Below are 20,411 nucleotides of genomic sequence, written 5' to 3' on the forward strand. Positions count from 1 at the left end.
GCTTTTCCCTGTCGAATTCCGTCACCACGGGGGGTGGGCCGGGGCGGATGCCACGACCTCCGTTCCGCCGCCCGGCGGGCTGATGATTTCGAGGTTCCCACCGACGCTTCGCATCCGCTCACGCAGCCCGGAGAGCCCGGATCCGGCGCTGATCCGCGCGCCGCCGGCGCCGTCGTCGCCCACCCGGACGCGGACGCCGCTCTCGGTGCACCGCATCTCGATCCGGGCGTTCCCGACGCCCGCGTGCTTGGCAATGTTCGTCAGGGCCTCGGAGACCGTGAAGTACACGGCGGTGGCGATCGGCGAGGAGAGCCAGGCGTCCGTACCGGTGCTGGTCAGTTCGACCCGCAACGGTGATCTGGCCACCAGTTCCCGGACGGCGGCGACGAGACCGAGATCGCTCAGTTCGCTGGGGTGGATGTCGCGCACCGTCTCCCTCAGCCGTTCGAGCGCGCGCTCCGCCTGGGCCTGGGCCTGGCGGGCCAGCTGGACGATCCGTTCCTGGTCGGTGGCCGTCGCTGCGGCTTCCAGGATTCCCAGGCGCATGACGAGGGCGACGAGTTCCTGCTGGGCGCCGTCGTGCAGGTCGCGCTCGATGCGCCGACGCTCGTTCTCGAAGGCCGCCGTCAGCGAGGCCCGGCTGGCGCGGAGTTCCTCCAGTTTCGCGAGCAGGTCGGGGTTCCGGCTCCCTGAGAAGGCCCGCAGGAGCAGGTCGCGGAGCAGGGAGATGCCGGCCAGCGCGCCCACGGTGACCGCGCCGAGGGCGATTCCGGCGGGCACCGCCACGAGGGTTTCCCACAGGGCGGCCGGGGTGAACGGGCCGACTTTCGCGGCGATGCCGAAACCCCAGAAGACGGGGGAGAAAACCAGCACCAGGGCGCCGACGAATCCGAAGAAGCCCACCAACAGCGAGAGCGCGGACAGGAGCGCGGCGGTGACGAACACGGGGAGGTCGGTCTTCCACACCGACCGTGCCCGCAGTCGACCGGCCACCCATTGCGGCCAGCTGCGGTCGGCGGGTCGCAGCGGCATCGTCCGGACTCCGCACCACTGCGCCCTGGAGCGGTCCAGTTCGGCCACCACCGGAACCGAGACCGGCGCAGCGAGAACGGAAATCAGGAGAATCGGAAAGGCGGCCGCTGCGACGAATTCGGTCAGCAGCCTCCGGGCAACACGAATCTGCGCCATGATCAACATTTTCGCACAGTTCGGATCGGTCGGGTGGTAGATCCAAGTCTACCGCCAAGAGCAGAGCAGGCACCCGTGCACTCCACTGCCCGGCCTTGCTTTCCTTGGGTCATGGCATTTTCCACTACCTCTCCCGTGCCGTGCATTCGTTTGCGCGGCCTTCGGATGGAATTCCCCATTCCCGGCCGACGGGGCGAGACGGCGCGCGTCCTGCACGACATCGACCTGGAGATTCCCGAAGGCCGGCTGACCGCCGTCGTCGGCCCCTCCGGTTCGGGCAAGTCGACGCTCCTGCTCTGCACGGCCGGGCTGGAGCGGGCGACCGCGGGGTCCGTCGAGATCCTCGGGACGGACGTCCGCTCGCTCAGCCCCCGCAAGCAGGCCGCGTTCCGCAGCGAGAACATCGGCTTCGTCTTCCAGGAGTACAACCTCGTCAGCTCGCTGACGGTCGAGGACAACATCGCCCTGCCGGCGCGACTCGCCGGACGCCGGGTGCCCAGGGCTCGGGTCGAGGACGCCATGGCGCGGCTCGGCATCGCCAAGCACGCGCGACGACGCCCCGACCGCCTCTCCGGTGGCGAGCGCCAGCGCGTCGCGGTGGCCCGGGTGGTGGCGAACCAGCCGCGGATCGTCTTCGCCGACGAGCCGACGGGTGCGCTCGACCTCAAGTCGGGTCATGTGGTGCTGGACTGGCTGCAGGCGCTTCCCGCGCAGGGGAGCACGGTGCTCATGGTCACCCACGACCCTCATGCGGCCGCGCGGGCCGATCAGGTCGTGGTGATGGGGTCCGGGCGGGTGCACGCCGTCATCCCCGGTGGCGACTCCCGCGCGGTGGGCGACGCCGTCCTCGCGGCGCAGTCGGCGGACGAGGCGGGCGGGGAGGAGTCGTGATCCGGCTCGTGCTGTCGGACATCCGCCTGCAGGCGTCGATGTGGTGGTGGACGCTCCTGTGCGCCACGGTCGGCGCGGCGTGCTCGGCGGGCTCGGCCATCGCGATGTTCACCGCCGTCTCGGCGGCGCGGGCGGCGGGTGACGCGCGGATGGTCTCCGCGTCGATCGCCCTCGGCGGCAACATCGTCTTCTTCACCGTGCTCGCCGCCGTGGGCATCGTCGCCTCCGCGGTCGGTCTGACGCTGACGACCCAGCGGCGCGAGCACGCCCTGTGGGTGATCCTCGGGATTCCGCGCCACCGGGTCAGGACCATCCTGCGGACGGAGCTGGTGGTGCTGGGCGCGATGGCCGGCGCGCTGGCCGCACCGCTCGCCCTGCTGGTCGCGGGTGTCACCCTCGCGCAGTGGAAGGGGACGGGTCTCGAACTGCACGGGGCCTCGGTCGGGTTCCGGTTCTGGTACGTCGGCGTGAGTGTGCTGTTCGGACTGGTTCCGTGCCTGCTCGGGGGCTGGGGCGTCACCCGGCGGGCCGCCAGGACGCCGGAGATGCGCGCCTTCCGGGACTTCTCCGATCCCCCGGCGCGGCCGGGCGTGGCCCGCGGTGGCCTCGCCGTGTGCCTGCTCGCCGGTGTGGTCGGGATGTGGGTCCCCGGCCTGGGCCTCGAACTCAAGGGCGGGCTCGCCCAGCGGACGGCCTTCGCGTTCGCCGGGAACCTCTTCCTCGTCTGCCTGCTGCTGCTGATGGGGCCGTGGGTGCTCACCCCGCTGATGAAGCTCTGGACTGCGCTGGTGCCCTCGCGCGGCGTCGCCTGGCACCTTGCCGTGCAGTCGTGCCGGGCCCGCGCGACGAGGAGCGTCACCACGGTGCTGCCCTTCGCGCTCTCCCTGTCGTTCGTCGGCCTCTTCATGGTGATGGGGGAGGTCATGCCCGGAGGCAGCGCCGGGCTGGACAACATCCTGGTCGTGCTGGGCTGGGTCTTCGCCGTGTCCTGGGTCGGGGGCCTCGCCGTGATCGCCCTCGTCGGACGGGAGCGCGCCCGTGACTCCGCCGTCGTGACGGTGGCCGGTGCGCGGCCGGGCGTGGTCACCCGGTCGATGGTCTACGAGGGGGCGATCTACGCGGGGACGGCGATCGTCTTCGGCGCGCTGTTCGTCGCCGTGTCGAGTCTCACCATCGCCCTGGGAGCCCGGACCGACGTCGTCCGGGTCCTGGCGGGCCTCCCCTGGGCCACGCTCGGGGCGCTCGCCGCCGGGACGTTGGTCACCACCTGCCTCGCGCTGGTCCTGCAGGCGGCCCGGGTGTCGCGCACGGTCGCGGTCCGGGCACTGCGCTCGTGAACCGAGGTGCGGGAATCCACACCACCATGTTCGTTGACGAAGGAAGAAATTCGATGGAACCGACCACGCGCACGCTTCTCGCCCTCGGCGGAGCCGTGCTCCTCGGCCTCGCCGCCACGGCGTGCACCCCGGACGGCGCATCGGCCGACGCGACCGTGGAATCGAGGTCCTTCGACTTCGCCGGTCGCAGCCTGACCGTCAAGTCCGGTTCCGCCGACCTCGCGCTGGTGGCCGCCGACGTCGAGGGCGTTCAGGTGGAACGACGGGTCAGCGGCAGGAAGGTCGGCGGGGAGGTGGGGTCCGGCTGGCAGCTCGAAGGGGGCACGCTCACACTCTCGCTGGACTGCACGGGGATCTCGGTGAACTGCGGCGCGAAGTACACCGTGAAGGTGCCGCGCGCCGTCGCCGTCACCGCCGAGAGCGGCAAGGGTCGCATCGAGGCCACCGGCTTCACCGCGGACTTCTCGGCCAGGACCGCCGGCGGCGACGTCCGGTTGTCGGACCTCCACGGAGCCGAGCTGGCCCTGGAAGGCGGCGACGGAAGCATCGAGGGCGACGGGATCTCCGCCCGGTCCGTCAGCGTCACGTCGCGGAACGGCAACGTCGACCTGGGCCTGGCCGACGTGCCCGACTCGGTCGACGTGCAGAGCAGGGACGGCGACGTCGTGCTGGGCCTGCCGGAATCGACGTACGCGGTCCGCACGGCCGCGAAGAAGGGCGACGTCACCGTGAACGTCGCGAAGGACGACGCGAGCGGCCATTCCGTGGCCGTCCGGACCCGCAACGGCAGCATCGCCATCGGCAAGGGCGGGAAGTCCTAGGCCCTCTCTTTCGGATCACGCCAGGCGGTCGCCGCCGGAGCACGCACCTCGCCGGCTTGTCGTCGGTCGCCGATGCTCCGCATGGACTCCCTCCTCCGCACCGCCGATGCACGCACTCCAACGACGCCCACCGGTCCGACGTGATCCGAAAGAGAGGGCCTAGCCGCTGCGCGGCAACCAGGCCGGAAGCGTTTGATCGAGCACGAAAGTCGAACAGGAAAGAACGAATGTCGAGCAACTCCCTCTCCGGAATCAGGACACCTCGGGTACGGCGGCGCGCAGCCCTGGCGCTCGCCGCTTCGATGACGGCTGCCGTGGCGATGACGGCGTGTTCCCACAACTCCACGGACAACTCGGCCTCTCCGGCGCCGGGTGCCGCACGGGTAAGCGCCGACCTGCAGAAGCTCATGAGTACCGCGCCGTGGTCGTCGGGCCAGTGGGGCCTGCAGGTCGCCGATCTGCAGACGGGGAAGGTCGTCCAATCCGAGGGCGCCGATTCCCAGTTCATGACCGGTTCGACGGCCAAGACCTTCGCGGTCAGTGCTGCGCTCGATGTCCTGGGCGACGACCATCGCTTCCGTACGCCCGTGGTGCATTCGGGTACGGTCGGCGCGGACGGACGGCTCTCCGGCGATCTCATCCTGGTCGGGAGCGGCGATCTGGCACTCGGTGGGCGGACCACCGCGGCAGGCGGACTGGACGTCCCCGACTTCGACCACTATGACGCCAACGCCGTACCCGGCATGGCGACCATCACCGAAGAGGATCCGCTGGCGGGTGTCAACGAACTGGCTCGACAGGTTGCGGCCAGTGGAGTCCGCCATGTCGACGGCGACGTGGTGATCGACAACCGGCTCTGGGACCCGGTGTCGATCGGCGGGGTTCCGGTCACTCCGACCGTCGTCAACGACAACCTGATCGACGTGCTCATCACGCCGGGCGCACCCGGCGCACCGGCCAAGGTCGACTGGCGCCCGAAGACGGCCGCCTTCGGCGTCGACGCGCAGGTGACCACCACGCCCGCCGGAAGCAAGCCGGCGGTGACGACCGAAAGCGTGAGTCCCGGTCACATTCGGGTGCAAGGTTCCGTGCCCGCGGACGCGAAGGCTCCCTTCGTGACGACCTACCAGGTTCCCGACCCGGCGGCGTTCGCCCGCACCGTCCTCATCGAGGCACTCGCCAGGAACGGCGTCAGCGTATCCGCCCCCTCGCTGGGAGCGAACCCCGACAACAGGCTTCCTCCGTCGGCGGAAGTGAGCTCGCTGCCCGTCTCGGCGACCTACTCTTCTCCGCCCTTCAAGGAGTACGCAAAGCTGATCAACAAGGTCAGCCACAATCTCGGGGCGAACCTTCTGCCGCCGCTGATGGCAGCACACAACGGGCAACGAACCTACGCGGACGGCATGAAGATCGAGAAGGAGTTCCTCGCCCGCTCAGGTGTGGATCCGAGTTCGGTGAGCCTCGTCGATGCCCAGGGCCTCCCCGGCGACAAGGCGACGCCGACTGCCCAGGTGGCGCTACTGCGGCACCTGGCAGGACAGGACGACTTCGACGTCTTCTACGACTCCATGCCGAGCATGGGCGTCGACGGTTCGCTTGCCGACGTCATCGAGCGCACCGATCCCGCCGCAGGACACATCCGCGCGAAGACCGGCACCCTGGTCAGTTCCTACCAGGACAAACTGGCTCTCGGCACGAAGGCACTCGCAGGCTATGTCGATGCGAAGGACGGCCACCGCTACGCCTTCGCGATCTACGTGAACAACATTCCGGTGCCCAGTGACTCCGTGAGCGATGCCATCGACCTCGCGCTCAAGGCCAACAAGCAACTGGGAGCGATGGCCGCCACCATCTACAAGTCGCCCAAGGCGTGATGGGCAGCCCGAGCAGGTGATCGATTCAGCGGCCGGAGACGGACGCTGAAAGCCGGCCGCTTCCATGCCACGCGACTCGAATCAGGATCGGATGTGGGCCTCGACCGCGCATGACGGTCCGCCGTCGCAGGCGAATCCGAGGGATCGCCGCAACACGTGGTCAGTCGGTCAGGTTGCGAGCAGTGCAGCCGGGCGCTCGGCCGGGGCCTCCCGGCCGAGCGCCTTGCGTGGGCGGCTGCTGAGCTCGGCGGCGACCTCGTCCAGCTCCTCGCGGGTGTGCCGGGACAGGTCGCGCGGCGCGCCCGAGGTCGTTGCGGTCCCAAGCCCCTGGCTGAGGGGTCTCGGTCATCAAAGGATCAGCAGCCAACTTCACCAAAGCCGCGTCAGTCGTGCTTGGGCCAGATCGGGCCCTGGTCGGTCCAGATGACGCCCTTGTTGCGGCACAGGCAGAAGGGGTGGCCGATCGGGTCGGTGTAGACCTGCCAGCCATAGCCGTTGGGGCCGATGAAGTCCTGCCTCAACGTCGCACCGAGGTCGAGGACACGGCGCTGCTCGGACTCGATCTCGTCCACTTCGAAGTCGAGGTGGAACTGCTTGGGATGCTCGCTGTCGGGCCACTGCGGAGCGCGGTAGTCGTCCACCCGGATGAATGCCAGCTCGATCTCGCCGAACTGGATGCCGGCCCAGTCCTCGGAGCTGCCTTCCTTGATCGGACGGCCCGTCACCTCGGAGTAGAAAGCCGCCAGCTTCATCGTGTCCGGGCAGTCGATAATGAAATCGGTGAGTCGCAGCATCCCGTGATCTTGCCACAAGCTCACACCCCACTTCGCGACAGACCCTGAGCAGCCCCGCCGAGGTGCGGGAACAGAGAGTTCCTCGGCAGCCGCTGCGGCCTCTCCCACCTGCGAAGTCGACGAAATGTGACGCGAACACCTCCGCGTGCTGCGGGGGCGTTTCGTCTTCGTGTCCACATGCCCTGATCCCTGGTGCCACCTGTCGCTCGCACACAGACTGGCTTCTGCACGGTCGTGCAGCCACCCCTTGGATCGAGGAAGTTCCATCCGCATGCCCAGTTCCCCCAGACCCGGCGCTCCCCAGCCGCACCCGCCGCATCCGGTGGGGAGGTGCCGTCCGTGCTCCGGTATGTGACACGCAGGGCGGCGGGCTGGCTCCTGGTGATCGCCGTGGCCACCAACGCCACCTATTTCCTGGCCAGTTGGTTCCTCGACCCGCGCTCGAACTTCAAGGAGCTGCGCCCGGTCCGCACCGAGGAGCAGATCTCCCGGGCCCTGGCCCCCTACAACCTCGACCCGCACGAGCCGCTGCTCCACCGCTGGTGGGACTGGCTGACCGGGGTGGTCCTGCGCTTCGACTGGGGCCGCTCCCCCGTCGGGGTCCGGGTGAACGGGGAGATCGGCTACCGCTCCCTGGTCAGCGCCGAACTGGTGATCGGCGCGACGGTCCTGTCCGTCGTCGTCGGCGTCGCGCTCGCGGTCCACACCGCCTCGCGCCAGTACGGCTGGCGGGACCGGGCCGCCCAGGCCCTGTCCATGGCGCTCTTCAACGTCCCGGTGTCCATCGCCGCCCTCGCCCTGGTGCTGCTGGCCATCCGGCTGAACGAACAGGCGGGCTGGCACTTCCTGTACGTCGCGGGAGAGAACTCGCCCGACGTGGAAGGGTTCTGGGCGACGATCGGCGACCGGCTGCTGCACCTGATCCTGCCGACGCTGACGCTCACCCTGACGGGGTACGTGGGCTACCACCTCACCCAGCGCTCCCTGCTGCTGGACGTCATCGGCTCCGACTTCGTGCGCACCGCCCGGGCCACCGGGCTCACCCGCGCCCAGGCGATCCGCCGGCACGCCCTGCGCACCGCCCTGATCCCCACCGCCCAGTCCGTGGCCTTCAGCATCCCGGCCGTCTTCACCGGCGCGGTCCTCACGGAGACGATCTTCGGCTGGAACGGCATGGGCCAGTACTTCATCCAGACCATCAGCAAGAACGACGTGCACGGCACCGTGGCGACCGCCGCCTTCGCCGCCGCCCTGACCGCGGTCGGCGCGATCCTCGCGGACATCACCACCGTTCTTCTCGACCCGAGAGTGCGGGTGAGCTGAGATGAGTACCCCTGTGACCCCTGTGAGTCCCGACGCGACCGCCGAAGGCGTCCCGGCCACCGCACCCGGGCCGGCCGCCGGTCCGCTGCTCACCGAGCAGGACGGGCGGGACGTGCACGACGGACGGGACGGACACGACGGGCGAGGCGTGCACGACGGGCACGACCGGCACGACGGTCGCTACCTGGGCCGGCGCCGCCTCTACCTGCGGCGCTTCCTGCGCAACCGGACCGCCGTCGCCGGCGTGGTGATCTTCCTGCTGCTCGTGCTGTTCAGCGCGCTCGGCGACCTGTTCACCCCGTACGGCTACGCGGACACCGACTTCTCCGCCCTGACCCAGTCCCCCGGCGCCGAGCACTGGTTCGGCACCAACCAGGGCGGCAACGACGTCTACGCCGCCGCCGTGCACGGCCTCCAGCGCTCACTGGTGATCGCGGTGACCGTCTCCCTGCTGACCGTCGCCATCGCCGCGGTCGTCGGCGCGGGCGCCGCCTACTTCGGGGGCCGGGTGGAGAAGGCCACCCTCGCCCTCATCCACTTCCTGCTGATCGTGCCCTCCTTCCTGATCCTCGCCCTGGTCTCGCACCGGCTGGCGGGCGACTGGCGGGTCCTCGTCCTCGTCCTGACGGTGTTCGGCTGGATGTCCACCGCCCGCGTGGTCTGGTCGGTGTCGACGTCCCTGCGCGAGCGCGACTACGTGCGCGCCGCGGAGTTCATGGGCGTGCGCCCCCTGCGCATCGTGGTGCGCCACATCATCCCCAACCTGGGCTCCCTGCTCATCGTCAACCTCACCCTGGGCGTGGTCTCCACCGTGCTAAGCGAGACCGCCCTGTCCTTCCTCGGCTTCGGCGTCCAGACCCCCGACGTGTCGCTGGGCACGATGCTCGCCGACGGCGCGGGCACCATCACCAGCGCCCCCTGGCTCTTCGCCTTCCCCGCCGGGCTGACCGTACTGCTCACCGTCTCGATGACCTTCGTCGGCGACGGCCTGCGCGACGCCCTCGACCCCACGTCCACCACCGGCGCGGCCGGAGGCCGACGATGACCCTCGCACCCGCCCACCGCACCGCGCCCACGGCCGGGCCCACCGGGTCCGTCGAGCCCGTCGGCCCCGCACCTGTCCTGTCCGTCCGTGACCTGCGCGTCTCCTTCCCCTCCGAGGCCGGACCGGTGGAGGCCGTGCGCGGCGTCGACTTCGACCTCCTGCCCGGGCGCACCCTGGGCATCGTCGGCGAGTCCGGCTCCGGCAAGTCCGCCACCGCCCTCGCCGTCATGGGCCTCCTGCCGCCCACCGCGCGGCTCGGCGGCCGAATCCTGCTGGGCGGCCGCGACCTGGCGGCCATGGACGACAAGGAGCTCTCCCGGGTGCGCGGCAAGGACATCGGCATGGTCTTCCAGGACCCGATGTCCGCGCTCACACCCATCTTCAGCGTCGGCCGCCTGCTCTCCGAGGCCCTGCGCGTGCACCGGGAGCTGTCCAGGAAGGACGCCTGGGAGCAGGCGGTGGAACTGCTCGACCTGGTCGGCATCCCCGACCCGCGCGAACGCGCCAAGGCGTTCCCGCACGAGTTCTCCGGCGGCATGCGCCAACGCGTCGTCATCGCCCTGGCCATCGCCAACAAGCCCTCGGTACTCGTCGCCGACGAGCCCACCACCGCGCTCGACGTCACCGTCCAGGCCCAGATCCTCGACGTGCTGCGCCTGGCCCAGCGCGAGACCGGCGCCGGTCTCGTCCTGATCACCCACGACCTGGGCGTGGTGGCCGGCCACGCCGACGACGTCGCCGTCATGTACGCCGGACGGATCGTCGAGCACGCGAGCGTCGACGAGCTCTTCCGCCGTCCGACGATGCCCTACACCGCCCGCCTGCTGGCCAGCATTCCGACCGTGGACGGCGGCGTCCAACGGCCCCTGCTCCCGGTCGGCGGAGAACCGCCGTCCCTGGTCGGCCTGCCCGGCGGCTGCCCCTTCACGCCCCGCTGCGCGGTGGCCCGGAACGTGTGCCGGACCACCGAACCGGACCTGACCGCAACGGTCCTGGCCACGCCGGACCTGACCGCACCGGACTCGACCACGCCGGCCGGGCAGCCCGGGCGCGCCGCCTGCCACCGCGCGCAGGAGATCGCCGACGGAAGCCTCGACCCGGTCGGGGCGGCCGCCCCCGTGCCACCGGCCGGCTCCGCGGAACGGACCGCCGGCGACGTGGTCCTGCGCGTCGAGGACCTGGTCAAGACCTTCCCCGTCACCAAGGGGGCCCTGCTCAAGCGCCGGGTGGGGACCCTGCACGCGGTCAACCACGTCAGCTTCGAACTGCGCGCGGGCGAAACCCTGGGCCTGGTCGGGGAGTCCGGCAGCGGCAAGACCACCACGCTGCGCGAGGTGCTGCGGCTGCGCGCCCCCGAGGGCGGCCGCATCGAAGTGGCCGGCACCGACGTCGCCACGCTGCGGTCGGCCGCCCAGGTGCGCGAGCTGCGGCGCGAGGTCCAGATCGTCCTCCAGGATCCGACGGACGCCCTGGACCCCCGGCTGACCGTCTTCGACCTGCTGGCCGAACCGCTCCAGGCCGCCGGCGCCGACCGGACGGCCATCCGCTCCCGGGTCACCCGGCTCCTCGACCTGGTGGGCCTGGACCGCGCCATGGGCGACCGCTTCCCCGCCGCCCTGTCCGGCGGCCAGCGCCAGCGCGTCGGCATCGCCCGCGCCCTGGCCCGCGAGCCGAGGCTGCTGGTCCTGGACGAGCCGCTGTCCGCCCTGGACGTCTCCGTGCAGGCCGAGATCATCAACCTGCTCGCCCGGCTGAAGCGCGAACTGGGCCTGGCCTACCTGGTGGTGGCGCACGACCTGGCCGTGGTGCGCTACTTCTCCGACCGCATCGCGGTGATGTACCTCGGACACATCGTCGAATCCGGCGCCACCGAGGAGATCTTCGCCCGGCCCCGGCACCCGTACACGAAGGCCCTGCTGTCGGCGATCCCGATTCCCGACCCGGAACGCGAGCGCCACCGCGAGCGCATCGTCCTCGCGGGCGAGCAGCCCAGCGCCGCCCGGCTGCCGCAGGGCTGCGTGTTCGTCGACCGCTGCCCGCTCCACCGGGAGGCCGACGAGAGCGTACGGACGCGCTGCCGCACCGAACGGCCGGCGACCGTCGGCACCCCGGACGGTTCCGACCATCAGTACGCCTGCCACGCGGTCTGACACCCGCGCCTTCTCCCCCTCTCCCTTCCCTCCCCTTCCCCGCACTCCCTCCCCTTCTCACCGATTCCCACCAAGGACATCCCATGCGTCGCAAGCTCGCCCTGCCCCTCGCGCTCGCCGCGGCCGTCTCGGTCGCCGCCACCGCGTGCTCCTCCTCGTCCTCCTCCGGCGGCTCCCCCGGCGGCTCCCCCGGGCAGGACGCCAAGAACACCGCCCAGGTCGCATCCTCCGTCACCGACTACAACCCCCAGCCGTACGAGAACATCAAGGACGGCGGCACCTACACCACCGCGGGAACCTTCGACGAGCAGGGCAACCCCTTCAACGTCAACGGCACCCTGAACGCGCTGCGGATCTGGTCCTGGTACAACGCCGACGCCATCACCTACTCGCCCACCGGCGAGGTCCAGTACAACCCGGACTACTACAGCGACGTGAAGGTCACCGTCGAGGGCGGCGACCAGAAGGTCGTCATCACCCTCAACCCCAAGGCCGTGTTCAACGACGGCACCCCGATCGACTGGCGGGCCATCGAGGCCACCTGGAAGGCCAACAACGGCTCGGACAAGGACTACGCGGCCGCCTCCACCGACGGCTACGACCGCATCACCTCCGTCACCCGGGGCGCGGACGACAAGCAGGCGGTCATCGCCTTCAAGGGCGTCAACGCCTCCTGGTCCGCGCTGTTCACCACCTTCCTGCACCCCCAGGCCGCCACCGTCGACAACTTCAACAAGGCGTACGTCAAGACGGCCCACCCCGAATGGGGCGCCGGACCGTACACCGTGGGCACCTGGGACGAGCACTCCGGCAACATCACCTTCGTGCGCAACCCCACCTGGTGGGGCCGGACGGGCAAGCTCGACAAGCGCGTCTACGTCAACCTGGAGAGCGCCGCCTCGATCAACGCCTTCAAGAACGGCGAAATCGACTACGCCCCCGTCGGGACCGCCGAGAACCTCAAGCAGGTGAAGACGGTCAAGGACGCCGGGATCCGCAGCGGCGGCAGTCCCTTCGAGTACGCGCTGTACCTCAACACCAAGTCCCCGCTCCTCGGCGACGTCCAGGTCCGCAAGGCGGTGCAGGAGAGCATCGACCGCACGCAGATAGCGAAGATCCGCTTCCAGGGCCTCGACTACACCGAGCCGCTGCCCGGTTCGGCGGTGCTCTACAGCTTCCAGCAGGGCTACCAGGACAACGTCGCCGCCGTGCTGAAGTACGACCCGGAGGAGGCGCGGAAGACCCTGGACGCGGCCGGCTGGCAGCCTGGGGCCGACGGCATCCGCGCCAAGGACGGCAAGCAGCTCGCACTCGGCTACACCCTGCTCGGCGACGGCCCCATCGAGAAGGCCACCGCCGGAGCGTTCACCGCGATGCTCAAGGCCGTCGGCGTGAAGGTGGACGTCAACAAGGTCTCCGAGAACGACTTCTCCAAGGTGCTCAGCGACCGCCGCTTCGACCTGTTCATCTCCGGCAACCGCTCGACGGACCCCTTCGGCGCGCGGTACCTGTGCGACTTCTACTGCTCGGACCGCGACTCCAACATCACCGGCTCCGGCACCCCCGAGCTGGACAAGGAGATCCGCGCCACCGGAGAGATCGCCGACCTCGGCCAGCAGATCGCCGCCGTCAACAAGGTCGAGCAGAAGGCCCTCCAGCAGTACGCCCTCCTGCCGCTCTACAGCGGCCCCTCCACCTACGGCATCCGCAAGGGCCTCGCCAACGTCGGTGCCACCATCTTCCACAGCCCGCTGCCCGAGACCATCGGCTGGCAGAAGTAGCACCGGCGGAACGGGCGTCAGAGGGCTGGTGGCCAGGGGCCGGCGAGCAGTCGTGCGGCCTCGGCGACGATCCTCGCGGCGATGGCCTCCTTCGATTCGGCGACGGCGGGGCTCCAATCCTCGTACTGGACGCCCTCGCTGACGATCGGCTGCAGCGTGTCGGGGTGGCCGAGCGGTGACCACACCTCGTGGCCCAGGAGGTCGGCGCCGATGGCCGGGTGCATGCTGCCCTTCACGATCAGGGTGAGCCACCAGCGGGCGAGCTCCCAGCGGATCTCGCGTTCCTCCGTGGGGGCGTCCGCCAGCAGATCGAGCTCGTCCATCACCTGGTCGAAGAGCTGGGCCGCCTCCGGCTCCTCGGAACGCCCGAGCCCGGCGAGCAACCGCAGCGAGGGCGTGTCGACATCCAGAACGAGCGCCACCAGGCCGGCCTGGATCAGCTGATCCGCGCCGACGCGGCGTCCCAGGACGCGTTCGAGAGCCAGCATCCGCAGGTCGGTGAGCGCCTCCCGCGAGGTGCTGGCACAGGAGTCGTACGGCGTCGTGCAGAGGGCCGGACGCGGGGTGCCGTTGTTCTCCGCGAGGACGTAGGACCAGAAAGGGACAGTGGCGCGGGCGGAGTCCAACTGCCCGGGCAGGCCGGCGAACTCGTGGCGGAGGTAGTCGGTGAGATCGGCCCCGTAGAGGATGATGTCGGTCTGGTGGACCGACAGGACCGGGTGTCCGACCTGTCCGGGAATCCCCGGCAGGTAGCGGTGGCCGAAGACCGGGACGAGCTGGGGGACATCGGCCAGGAAGGACCGCGCGATCCCCACGGCGGCCTCGGCCTCCTGCGGCCGCTCGCCCCACGCCGGGTGCCAGAAGCCGTTGTGACGGACGTCGAAGAGCGTGCCCTCGACCGGCCGGTCGAGGCGCTCCCGCAGCACGGCCGGATCGCCGTCGCGCCAGTCGGGCCAACCAGTCCCCAGCGGAAGCCCCGCCGCCAGGAAGACCCGGTGGTCGGCAGCGAACCGAAAGCCGAGCCGTTCCTCCACGGCGTCCAGCTCCCGCTCGCTCATACCGGCGGAGACGTCGGCACCGTGCAGGCGGTGGAGGGCCCGCGCGGCTGCGGCCGTAAGAGGACGAGGCGGCTGAAGAGTCACCGACTCAGCCTAGTCGGCCCGGCCCCTGGCCTGGCCAGTCAGTGCTGTGACCGGGAAGGTGTGACATGGGTGATCGCCTTCCGTGTCCAGTCCGCGCGTGTTGCGTCAGCCCTTGCCGGGGTGGATCAGTACAGAGCGTGGGCAACCTGCCGGGTACTCAAGTGCGGAATCACAGAGCAATCGGCTGGTAGGTCAGAGCTTGATCCACTACTTCCTCGGCCGAGGGCTCGGCCCCCTTTGGCCAGAAGATCAGATCGCTGACGTACCCGGTCGGACACAACAGGGACTCACCGAGCCGATCCAGCCAGCCGCTCACCTCGTCGTCGCTGACGTAGTTCGCGTCCATGATCCGCTGTACGAGCACGACGGCTTCCTCGCGGCTCATTTCCACGACACTCATCCCCTCGGCGTGAGCAATCAGCGTAACCAGCCACCTGACCGGCCAGGCAGGCCAGGCCTTGTCCGGCAGCGATCAGCATCTTGTGGGCCTCTGGACGGGTAATGGTCTTGCTACGGCGGGCCCGGCCCAGCGATGCTGAGCCAGTGCCAGGACAACGGAAGAGAAGGCGCCGGCAAGAGGACGAGAGACAGCGGGATGCTACTCGCCTCGCTCCTGACATGGGCCGCTGGGAGACGGTCTACGAGACTCAGGACGAGTCGGAATGGCGCGCTCACATCCACCACCTCCGGGCGACGGACAAGTGCATCGACTGGACGTCGGCCCGCCTGGACACCTTCTGTGGACGACTGATGCAGCCGACCACCTACCGGCTGAGCGTGTTCATCACGAATCCGGCGTCCGACCATGTCGAGTCTGCCCCTGACAGTTGATCTTGTAGCGGACCTTTCGCCCGGTGAGAGCTACGGGCGGATGACGATAGTGCTGACGGTGCCATTGCCCCAGACGGTGGTGTTCATCATCATCCGGCCGTCCAGGGACGCCACCGTGAACTCCGGAACGAAGCGCGCGGTGAAGAGCGTCGCGAACCCGCTCCTCAGCAGGTCCACCTCACTACCCACCAGATCCCAGCCGTCGAGCAGCCGGACCCGAAACCACACTGTGAACGGCTCGTCATCCGGATCCTCCCCCAGGCTTTCGTGATTGACGGCGAGCAGATACTCGCGGTTCGCGTCGAAGAGCCCGAACTCCGTCGCCATCCGGTACCAGCTTGCGTTGACCTTGTCGGCCATGTCCGAGGCTCCCACATCGGCGACCTCGTCCTGGTGGGAGTCGAAACGCCCGTGTTCGGGCCCGGCACTCGCGGGCGAGTGGTACGGCGGCAGCGATGGCAACCGGACCTCCCCCTGGATCCGTTCAATGAAACGGAAACCGGCGGGCGCGAGTAGGTTGCCTATTTCGGCATCAGTCAGAGTCACAGCGGCACAGTAATTGCAGGTCATGCTGCCTTGGCCAGAATATCCGGTCGATCCGAGATGCGGGTCGGCTCCGGCGTTGAGGGTGTCCTCGGGCTTCGGCACCGTCAAGCGCTCCACCAGTTGCTCGCCGACCGACGCATCGCCCACATCCAGGTGCCCGGCGACCAGCACGCCGACACCGTACGCCACACTCTCGACACCGTTCTCGCCATAGTGGCCGCCGCATGCCCCGGGCGGACGCTGCCGCCGGGACGTCCACCAAGCTCCTGGCCGGCTACCGCGTGCTGCAGTGAGCCGGATCGCCGGCAGCACCGCCGCCGGAGGGCCGAGTGTCCCAGCAGCCCAAGAGGTCGTTCAGTCGAGCCGAGCTGGACACGGCCACCTGGTACGGGGTCCCTGGTGACGCCGGCGGGCCCGGCAGCGGCGAGGCCGGACCCGCTCCCGGCCCCGGCTCACCGCTGCTTGGGCGTGCGCCCCGGATGGGCTGACGACCCGCCGCGCCGTAGATGCGCGGGCTGCTCACCGCCGGCGGCCCTCGGCCGCTCCGGCAGCCGGCCGGCCGACCTTGCCGCGGCCGCGCTCACCCCCGAGGGCCACTGGGGCGGCTTCGGCAGGATCAGGCCACTCGCGACGATCCTCGCCCGGCTCACCGGCCACGACCGGGCCCGCGACCTCGCCGCGCAGCGCATCGCCGAGAGCCGCGCCGAGCGCGCACAGTTGCCGTAGGAGACCGGCCGCGGCCGACCGCCGGACCCTCGGAGGGTCCGACCCGCGCGGCGCCGGAGCCGTCCGTGGTCGGACGCCCGGACCCGGACGCGCCGGTTCGGCTACCAGGGGCGGTTCGAGCACCGGGCAACAATGGGCACCCGATCGGACACGGGAGGTAAACATGCCCATGCTGCTCATCACCGGCTCGTACCCGATCCTCGGCGACCGGCCCGACGGCGACACGGTCCACAAGTGGACCGGAGGGCGAACCCACCGTGAGTGACGCCGCCGACGAGCCCCCGGGCCGTCGGCGGCGCACCGTTGCCCCGGACTCCGGAACGTCGCTCCCGCCGGGTTCACCGGTCTCGCGCTCGATGCGCCCGACATGGTTCGTGTGATCACTATTGGTCTACTCCAATCTGTCCTGAATACGTCGTCACAGCAGGCCCCGGGCTGCCGTTCACTGTTCCTCCCGAGCAGCCGGGTTCGCTGCCGCACGACCGGTCGACATGGGAGGCGGAATGCGAAGGGCCGTACGCTGTCTGACCGTTGGGGCTGCCGCCGTGATCGGAACCGGTGCGGTGGTGGCCGTGCACATCGACGGGCGGACGCCGCTCATGGCCGCCTTGTACCTGGACGGGCTCCTCGCGGTCGGCTGGCTGTCGCTCCTCGCCCTGGCCGTACCGCGGCGACGGCCCGCGGGCCCGTCGGTGGACGACGGCGACGGGCCGCCGCAGCAGGCCGACCTGCCCCACCGGACGGACGCCGAGCCTCGCGCGACCTCGCACTGGAGGGGTCGCCACGGGCCCTGACCCCCGACCCCGACCCCGCTCCCGGCCCCGACCCCGCGGAAACCGGCCGAGGTCGCGTCGCGGTCTTTCCGCCGTGGGCGGCTCCTGCCACCATGACGCGAGGACCCCGGAGCGAGGGAGAGCTGTGGTACCGACGGTGCGCGTGAGTTCGGCGGTCATGACCCACCCGGTACGCCTGGTTCAGGCCCGTGAGCTGGCCGAGCGGCTCGGGCTGGACGGCCTGGCGCTCGATCCGGAGCCGGACGGCCCTCCGTCGGCGCTCCGGACGGCCCTGGTCGCCTGGGCGGCGGCGGACTCCGGGGGGAGCCATCACCTCGTCGTCCAGGACGACGTCTCCGCCCCGGAGAACATGGTGGCGCTCGTCGGCCGCGCGGCCACCCGGTTCCCCGACGAGGCCCTGGTGTTCTACACCAACTGGCACGCGCGCAACGGCGGTGCCGCGCGGCTCGCCGCGCTCGCCGGCGCCTCCTGGGTGCGGGCGGTACCGGACGAGTTCACGCCGTCCCTCGCCGTCTGTCTGCCGCTCGACACGGTGGAGGACTTCCGCCGGTTCGCCACCGGCAGCGCCGAGCGCCACGACGACGAGCTCTTCTCGGTCTTCTTCCGCGAGCGCGGCCGGATGAGTCTGATCGCCGTACCCAACGTGGTGGAGCACATCGGCACCAGCAGCATCAACGGCCATGCCACCCAGGGGATCCGGCTCGCCGTCTGCCCCGTGGACGCCGCCGACGCCGCACCGCTGCTGGAGCGGGGCCGCGTCCTGGAGGAGCCGGGGTGGATCCCGTACATGCGGTACGGCGAGGGCTACGTTCGGCTGGTCGGCCAGGAGCACGGCCCGGACGGCGGACGGGGTCACCACCGCTGGCTCGACGCCCTGCCGGCGACCGGCATCCCGGAGCGGGCCGTGCGCGACGCGGTGGCGGCGGACATGCCGGAGGAGCTGGCGTCCGAGGTGGCGCGGCGGTTCGGCCGGAGCTTCGCCGAGGAGCTGTGGATCCACTGCCTCCTGCTCGGCCGGCAGGCGGCCGAGGCCGCCCGCCGGCTGTCCGGCGACCCCGGCCACCCCGGCGATGTCCCGCCGGACGCCCTCGCCCGGCTGCGGGAGGCGGCGGTGGCCACCGCCGGCCCCGCCGGTCTGCCGCCCGAGCGCCGCCCCGAGGCCGGTCCGGACGAGGTGCGGCTCATGTCCGCCTTCGCGTGGACGGCCGTCAGGGCCGGGGAGCGGCTGCCTACGGCGTGACCACCGGCATGACGTCCGACGAGTCCTCCGACAGGTCCTCGGCCGCGACCGGGTGGGTGATCCACACCCCGGGCTCCCAGTACGAGCCGCGGTCCCGCGCGCGCTCGATCCGCAGCGTGGAGAGGCCTCCCGGGAAGACGTAGTCGCCGTCCTCCGGGAAGGCGAGGCCGGTCCAGCGCTCCCATTCGGCCACCGTGCCGGTGATCCGCGACGACTGTTCCGAGGCTCCGGCGATCGTGCCGCCGGCGCCCACCTGGGTGCGGATCCACGGGTCGAGCGGGGCCCCGTCCGCGCGCCGCCAGCCCGCGTACCGTGCGATCGGCACCAGCGGGTACCGGTCCTTCCAGGTGGGCCGCACCGGTACCAGCACCGTCTCCAGGGCGGCCCGCCGCGCCACTTGGCGCATCGCGTCGAGGAGCACGGTGGAGAACCCCTTGCGCTGGTAGTCCTCCGCGACCTCGATGCCCAGCGCGCACAGGGCACCGGCGGGCCGGCCCGCCGCGCGGTCCGCGAACGCCCGGGCGATGGAGTCGTCCAGGCCGGGGCCGAGGTCGGCGGCCGTGCCGTCCCAGGTGCGCGGCAGCGAGCGTCCGGCGCCGGCCACCACCTCGCGCACGTCGTCGTACAGGACGAACTGGTAGTCGGGGAACTCTTCGAACAGCCGGTTCCAGTAGGCGTCGTTGACGTCTCCGTGCAGGTTGTACTCGGGCACGATGCCGGCGAACCGTTCCGGCATGCGGTCCCACAGTTCGGGGCGCTCCGCGTGGGTCACCACGACCAGGGCCATCGGACCGTTCTCCTCTCCTCGTGAACCTACGGGCCTGCGGGATCTGCGGGATCTGCGGGCCCCGCCGGACCCGCCGGACCCACCGGACCTACGCGGGGACTTCGACGTCCCAGACGATGACGATCGGCAGCCCGTCCCAGGCCGCCCGTGCCGCGTCCGCGATGAACTCCTCGTAACCGCCCGGCGCGAGGCGCCCGTTGAAGAGCGGTTCGTGGCAGGCCCGCACCCGCAGCCCCGCACCGGTGAACGCCTCCAGGTACCGCCCGGGGAGGTGGACGTGGTTGCGGATGAAGGCGAGCCGGTCGGAGCCGTGCACGAAGAGGCACTGCCCCTGCAGGGCGATGACGAAGGGGTGCAGGTCCGAGACAAGGATCCGCCCGCCCGGCCGGACCACCCGGGCCAGCTCGGACACTCCCGCCGCGAGGTCCGGCAGGTGGGTCATGGCCAGCGAGCAGACCGCGAGATCGACCGAGTCGTCGTCGAGCGGCAGCTTTTCCAGGTGCCCGAGCCGGTACTCGGCCTCGGGGGCGCGCTCGCGGGCTCTGGCCAGCATCTCGGGCGACTGGTCCACGCCGATGGTGCGGTGCCCGCGGGAGACGAGGGCGCCGGTCTGGCGACCGGTGCCGCAGGCAGCGTCGAGGGCGGTGCCCGTGGGGAGGGTGTCGAGGATCCCGTGCAGCACGGGTTCCTCGACCTCGATGTACGAGCTGGGCAGCGAGTCGTACACCGCCGACCAGGAGGCGTAGCCCTCGGCGGCGTCGAGTTCGCTGACGTCGGCGCCGCCGTCCGGCAGCGGCCCGTCACCCGACGCGAAGCGCCGGATGTCCTCGACGCGTTCCCGCAGGAACGTCTCGTCCCCGTCCACGGCGTGGCGCAGGAGCGCCAGCCCCTCGATTCCCAGGACGAGTTCCCGTACCCGGAATTCACTGCTCATGAGAGCCCCTTGTCGATGACCGGAGATGACGGATTTCGTGGTAGCCGGTCGGGTGCGGCTGGATTTCGCCCTACCCCGTTCGGCCGGAAGAACGCGGCCGGCCCGGTCCGCTGTCCGAAAGGCGGCTCCGAATTGACCGGTTCACGGGCCCGTTGCCCGGAATTCCCGCACCCCCTACCATGGCTTGCCGAATCGGCCGGAATACCC

At 70.7% G+C, this 20,411-nt stretch carries 18 protein-coding genes and 1 pseudogene; 11 read left to right on the top strand and 8 right to left on the bottom strand.

Features of this window, described 5'->3' with window-relative positions; translation table 11 throughout:
- Positions 1-21: 21 nt before the first annotated feature.
- Positions 22-1,032 carry a sensor histidine kinase gene (locus ACFVVA_RS23015; protein ID WP_387692111.1) on the bottom strand — a complete coding sequence of 337 codons (1,011 nt, stop codon included), beginning with the start codon at positions 1,030-1,032 and terminating at the stop codon, positions 22-24.
- Between the two features lie 321 nt (positions 1,033-1,353).
- Here ACFVVA_RS23015 and ACFVVA_RS23020 point away from each other — a divergent pair, with 321 nt between their 5' ends.
- The 4 genes from ACFVVA_RS23020 (at position 1,354) to dacB (ending at position 6,111) form a co-directional block, all read left to right on the top strand.
- Entirely contained in the window at positions 1,354-2,079 is a 726-nt protein-coding gene (locus ACFVVA_RS23020; RefSeq protein ID WP_387692113.1) for an ABC transporter ATP-binding protein, read from the top strand.
- On the top strand, positions 2,076-3,416 hold the full coding sequence (locus ACFVVA_RS23025; protein ID WP_387692115.1) for an FtsX-like permease family protein: 1,341 nt from the start codon (positions 2,076-2,078) through the stop codon (positions 3,414-3,416). Before ACFVVA_RS23020 ends, ACFVVA_RS23025 begins: the two co-directional genes overlap by 4 nt.
- 53 nt (positions 3,417-3,469) lie before the next feature.
- Complete coding sequence (locus ACFVVA_RS23030) at positions 3,470-4,237, top strand: DUF4097 family beta strand repeat-containing protein (RefSeq protein WP_387692117.1); 768 nt, start codon at positions 3,470-3,472, stop codon at positions 4,235-4,237.
- 227 nt (positions 4,238-4,464) lie between these two features.
- Entirely contained in the window at positions 4,465-6,111 is a 1,647-nt protein-coding gene (dacB, locus tag ACFVVA_RS23035) for a D-alanyl-D-alanine carboxypeptidase/D-alanyl-D-alanine-endopeptidase (protein ID WP_387692119.1), read from the top strand.
- A gap of 168 nt (positions 6,112-6,279) precedes the next feature.
- Here dacB and ACFVVA_RS23040 read toward each other — a convergent pair.
- Both ACFVVA_RS23040 and ACFVVA_RS23045 read right to left on the bottom strand, forming a co-directional pair.
- Positions 6,280-6,402, bottom strand: a pseudogene (locus tag ACFVVA_RS23040) (IS30 family transposase); the annotation flags it as partial.
- Positions 6,403-6,494: 92 nt separating this feature from the next.
- Positions 6,495-6,905 carry a VOC family protein gene (locus ACFVVA_RS23045; protein WP_387692121.1) on the bottom strand — a complete coding sequence of 137 codons (411 nt, stop codon included), beginning with the start codon at positions 6,903-6,905 and terminating at the stop codon, positions 6,495-6,497.
- A gap of 339 nt (positions 6,906-7,244) precedes the next feature.
- Between ACFVVA_RS23045 and ACFVVA_RS23050 the strand changes: the two genes are divergently transcribed.
- The 4 genes from ACFVVA_RS23050 (at position 7,245) to ACFVVA_RS23065 (ending at position 13,204) form a co-directional block, all read left to right on the top strand.
- Positions 7,245-8,228, top strand: a complete 984-nt coding sequence (locus ACFVVA_RS23050; RefSeq protein ID WP_387692122.1) for an ABC transporter permease — start codon at positions 7,245-7,247, stop codon at positions 8,226-8,228.
- A gap of 184 nt (positions 8,229-8,412) precedes the next feature.
- Positions 8,413-9,273, top strand: a complete 861-nt coding sequence (locus tag ACFVVA_RS23055) for an ABC transporter permease (protein WP_380631191.1) — start codon at positions 8,413-8,415, stop codon at positions 9,271-9,273.
- Positions 9,270-11,423: a dipeptide ABC transporter ATP-binding protein gene (locus tag ACFVVA_RS23060; RefSeq protein WP_387692124.1), complete on the top strand. Its 2,154-nt coding sequence runs from the start codon at positions 9,270-9,272 to the stop codon at positions 11,421-11,423. Before ACFVVA_RS23055 ends, ACFVVA_RS23060 begins: the two co-directional genes overlap by 4 nt.
- An 83-nt stretch (positions 11,424-11,506) precedes the next feature.
- Positions 11,507-13,204, top strand: coding sequence for an ABC transporter family substrate-binding protein (locus ACFVVA_RS23065; RefSeq protein ID WP_387692126.1), 1,698 nt, complete (start codon positions 11,507-11,509; stop codon positions 13,202-13,204).
- A gap of 17 nt (positions 13,205-13,221) precedes the next feature.
- Here ACFVVA_RS23065 and ACFVVA_RS23070 read toward each other — a convergent pair whose 3' ends face one another.
- Positions 13,222-14,346, bottom strand: a complete 1,125-nt coding sequence (locus ACFVVA_RS23070; protein ID WP_387692128.1) for a hypothetical protein — start codon at positions 14,344-14,346, stop codon at positions 13,222-13,224.
- Between the two features lie 169 nt (positions 14,347-14,515).
- The gene (locus ACFVVA_RS23075) at positions 14,516-14,746 is read right to left on the bottom strand and encodes an e9imm peptide (protein WP_387692130.1); all 231 of its coding nucleotides are present in this window, start codon (positions 14,744-14,746) and stop codon (positions 14,516-14,518) included.
- A 218-nt stretch (positions 14,747-14,964) separates the two neighbouring features.
- Between ACFVVA_RS23075 and ACFVVA_RS23080 the strand changes: the two genes are divergently transcribed.
- The gene (locus ACFVVA_RS23080; RefSeq protein WP_387692131.1) at positions 14,965-15,177 is read left to right on the top strand and encodes a hypothetical protein; all 213 of its coding nucleotides are present in this window, start codon (positions 14,965-14,967) and stop codon (positions 15,175-15,177) included.
- 30 nt (positions 15,178-15,207) lie between these two features.
- Here ACFVVA_RS23080 and ACFVVA_RS23085 read toward each other — a convergent pair whose 3' ends face one another.
- The gene (locus tag ACFVVA_RS23085; protein ID WP_387692133.1) at positions 15,208-15,894 is read right to left on the bottom strand and encodes a hypothetical protein; all 687 of its coding nucleotides are present in this window, start codon (positions 15,892-15,894) and stop codon (positions 15,208-15,210) included.
- A gap of 1,100 nt (positions 15,895-16,994) precedes the next feature.
- On the opposite strand from ACFVVA_RS23085, the gene ACFVVA_RS23090 reads away from it, so the two are divergent.
- Together ACFVVA_RS23090 and ACFVVA_RS23095 are read left to right on the top strand one after the other, a co-directional pair.
- Positions 16,995-17,243 carry a hypothetical protein gene (locus tag ACFVVA_RS23090; RefSeq protein ID WP_387692135.1) on the top strand — a complete coding sequence of 83 codons (249 nt, stop codon included), beginning with the start codon at positions 16,995-16,997 and terminating at the stop codon, positions 17,241-17,243.
- 142 nt (positions 17,244-17,385) lie between these two features.
- On the top strand, positions 17,386-18,483 hold the full coding sequence (locus ACFVVA_RS23095) for a hypothetical protein (protein ID WP_387692137.1): 1,098 nt from the start codon (positions 17,386-17,388) through the stop codon (positions 18,481-18,483).
- On the opposite strand, the gene ACFVVA_RS23100 is transcribed toward ACFVVA_RS23095, so the two are convergent.
- Both ACFVVA_RS23100 and ACFVVA_RS23105 read right to left on the bottom strand, forming a co-directional pair.
- On the bottom strand, positions 18,473-19,270 hold the full coding sequence (locus tag ACFVVA_RS23100) for an N-acetyltransferase (protein ID WP_387692139.1): 798 nt from the start codon (positions 19,268-19,270) through the stop codon (positions 18,473-18,475). The genes ACFVVA_RS23095 and ACFVVA_RS23100 overlap by 11 nt on opposite strands.
- A gap of 88 nt (positions 19,271-19,358) precedes the next feature.
- A complete protein-coding gene (locus ACFVVA_RS23105; protein ID WP_387692141.1) occupies positions 19,359-20,204 on the bottom strand; it encodes a class I SAM-dependent methyltransferase in 846 nt (281 codons plus the stop codon).
- Between the last annotated feature and the right edge of the window lie 207 nt (positions 20,205-20,411).

Source organism: Kitasatospora sp. NPDC058048, assembly GCF_042885555.1.
Lineage (GTDB): Bacteria > Actinomycetota > Actinomycetes > Streptomycetales > Streptomycetaceae > Kitasatospora > Kitasatospora lactacystinica.

Coding starts and splice junctions, on each gene's coding strand:
- ACFVVA_RS23030 (WP_387692117.1), top strand. CDS start 3,470: ATGGAACCGACCACGCGCACGCTTCTCGCCCTCGGCGGAGCCGTGCTC.
- ACFVVA_RS23060 (WP_387692124.1), top strand. CDS start 9,270: ATGACCCTCGCACCCGCCCACCGCACCGCGCCCACGGCCGGGCCCACC.
- ACFVVA_RS23045 (WP_387692121.1), bottom strand. CDS start 6,905: ATGCTGCGACTCACCGATTTCATTATCGACTGCCCGGACACGATGAAG.
- ACFVVA_RS23105 (WP_387692141.1), bottom strand. CDS start 20,204: ATGAGCAGTGAATTCCGGGTACGGGAACTCGTCCTGGGAATCGAGGGG.
- ACFVVA_RS23020 (WP_387692113.1), top strand. CDS start 1,354: ATGGAATTCCCCATTCCCGGCCGACGGGGCGAGACGGCGCGCGTCCTG.
- ACFVVA_RS23065 (WP_387692126.1), top strand. CDS start 11,507: ATGCGTCGCAAGCTCGCCCTGCCCCTCGCGCTCGCCGCGGCCGTCTCG.
- ACFVVA_RS23100 (WP_387692139.1), bottom strand. CDS start 19,270: ATGGCCCTGGTCGTGGTGACCCACGCGGAGCGCCCCGAACTGTGGGAC.
- ACFVVA_RS23080 (WP_387692131.1), top strand. CDS start 14,965: ATGGGCCGCTGGGAGACGGTCTACGAGACTCAGGACGAGTCGGAATGG.
- dacB (WP_387692119.1), top strand. CDS start 4,465: ATGTCGAGCAACTCCCTCTCCGGAATCAGGACACCTCGGGTACGGCGG.
- ACFVVA_RS23075 (WP_387692130.1), bottom strand. CDS start 14,746: ATGAGTGTCGTGGAAATGAGCCGCGAGGAAGCCGTCGTGCTCGTACAG.
- ACFVVA_RS23015 (WP_387692111.1), bottom strand. CDS start 1,032: ATGCCGCTGCGACCCGCCGACCGCAGCTGGCCGCAATGGGTGGCCGGT.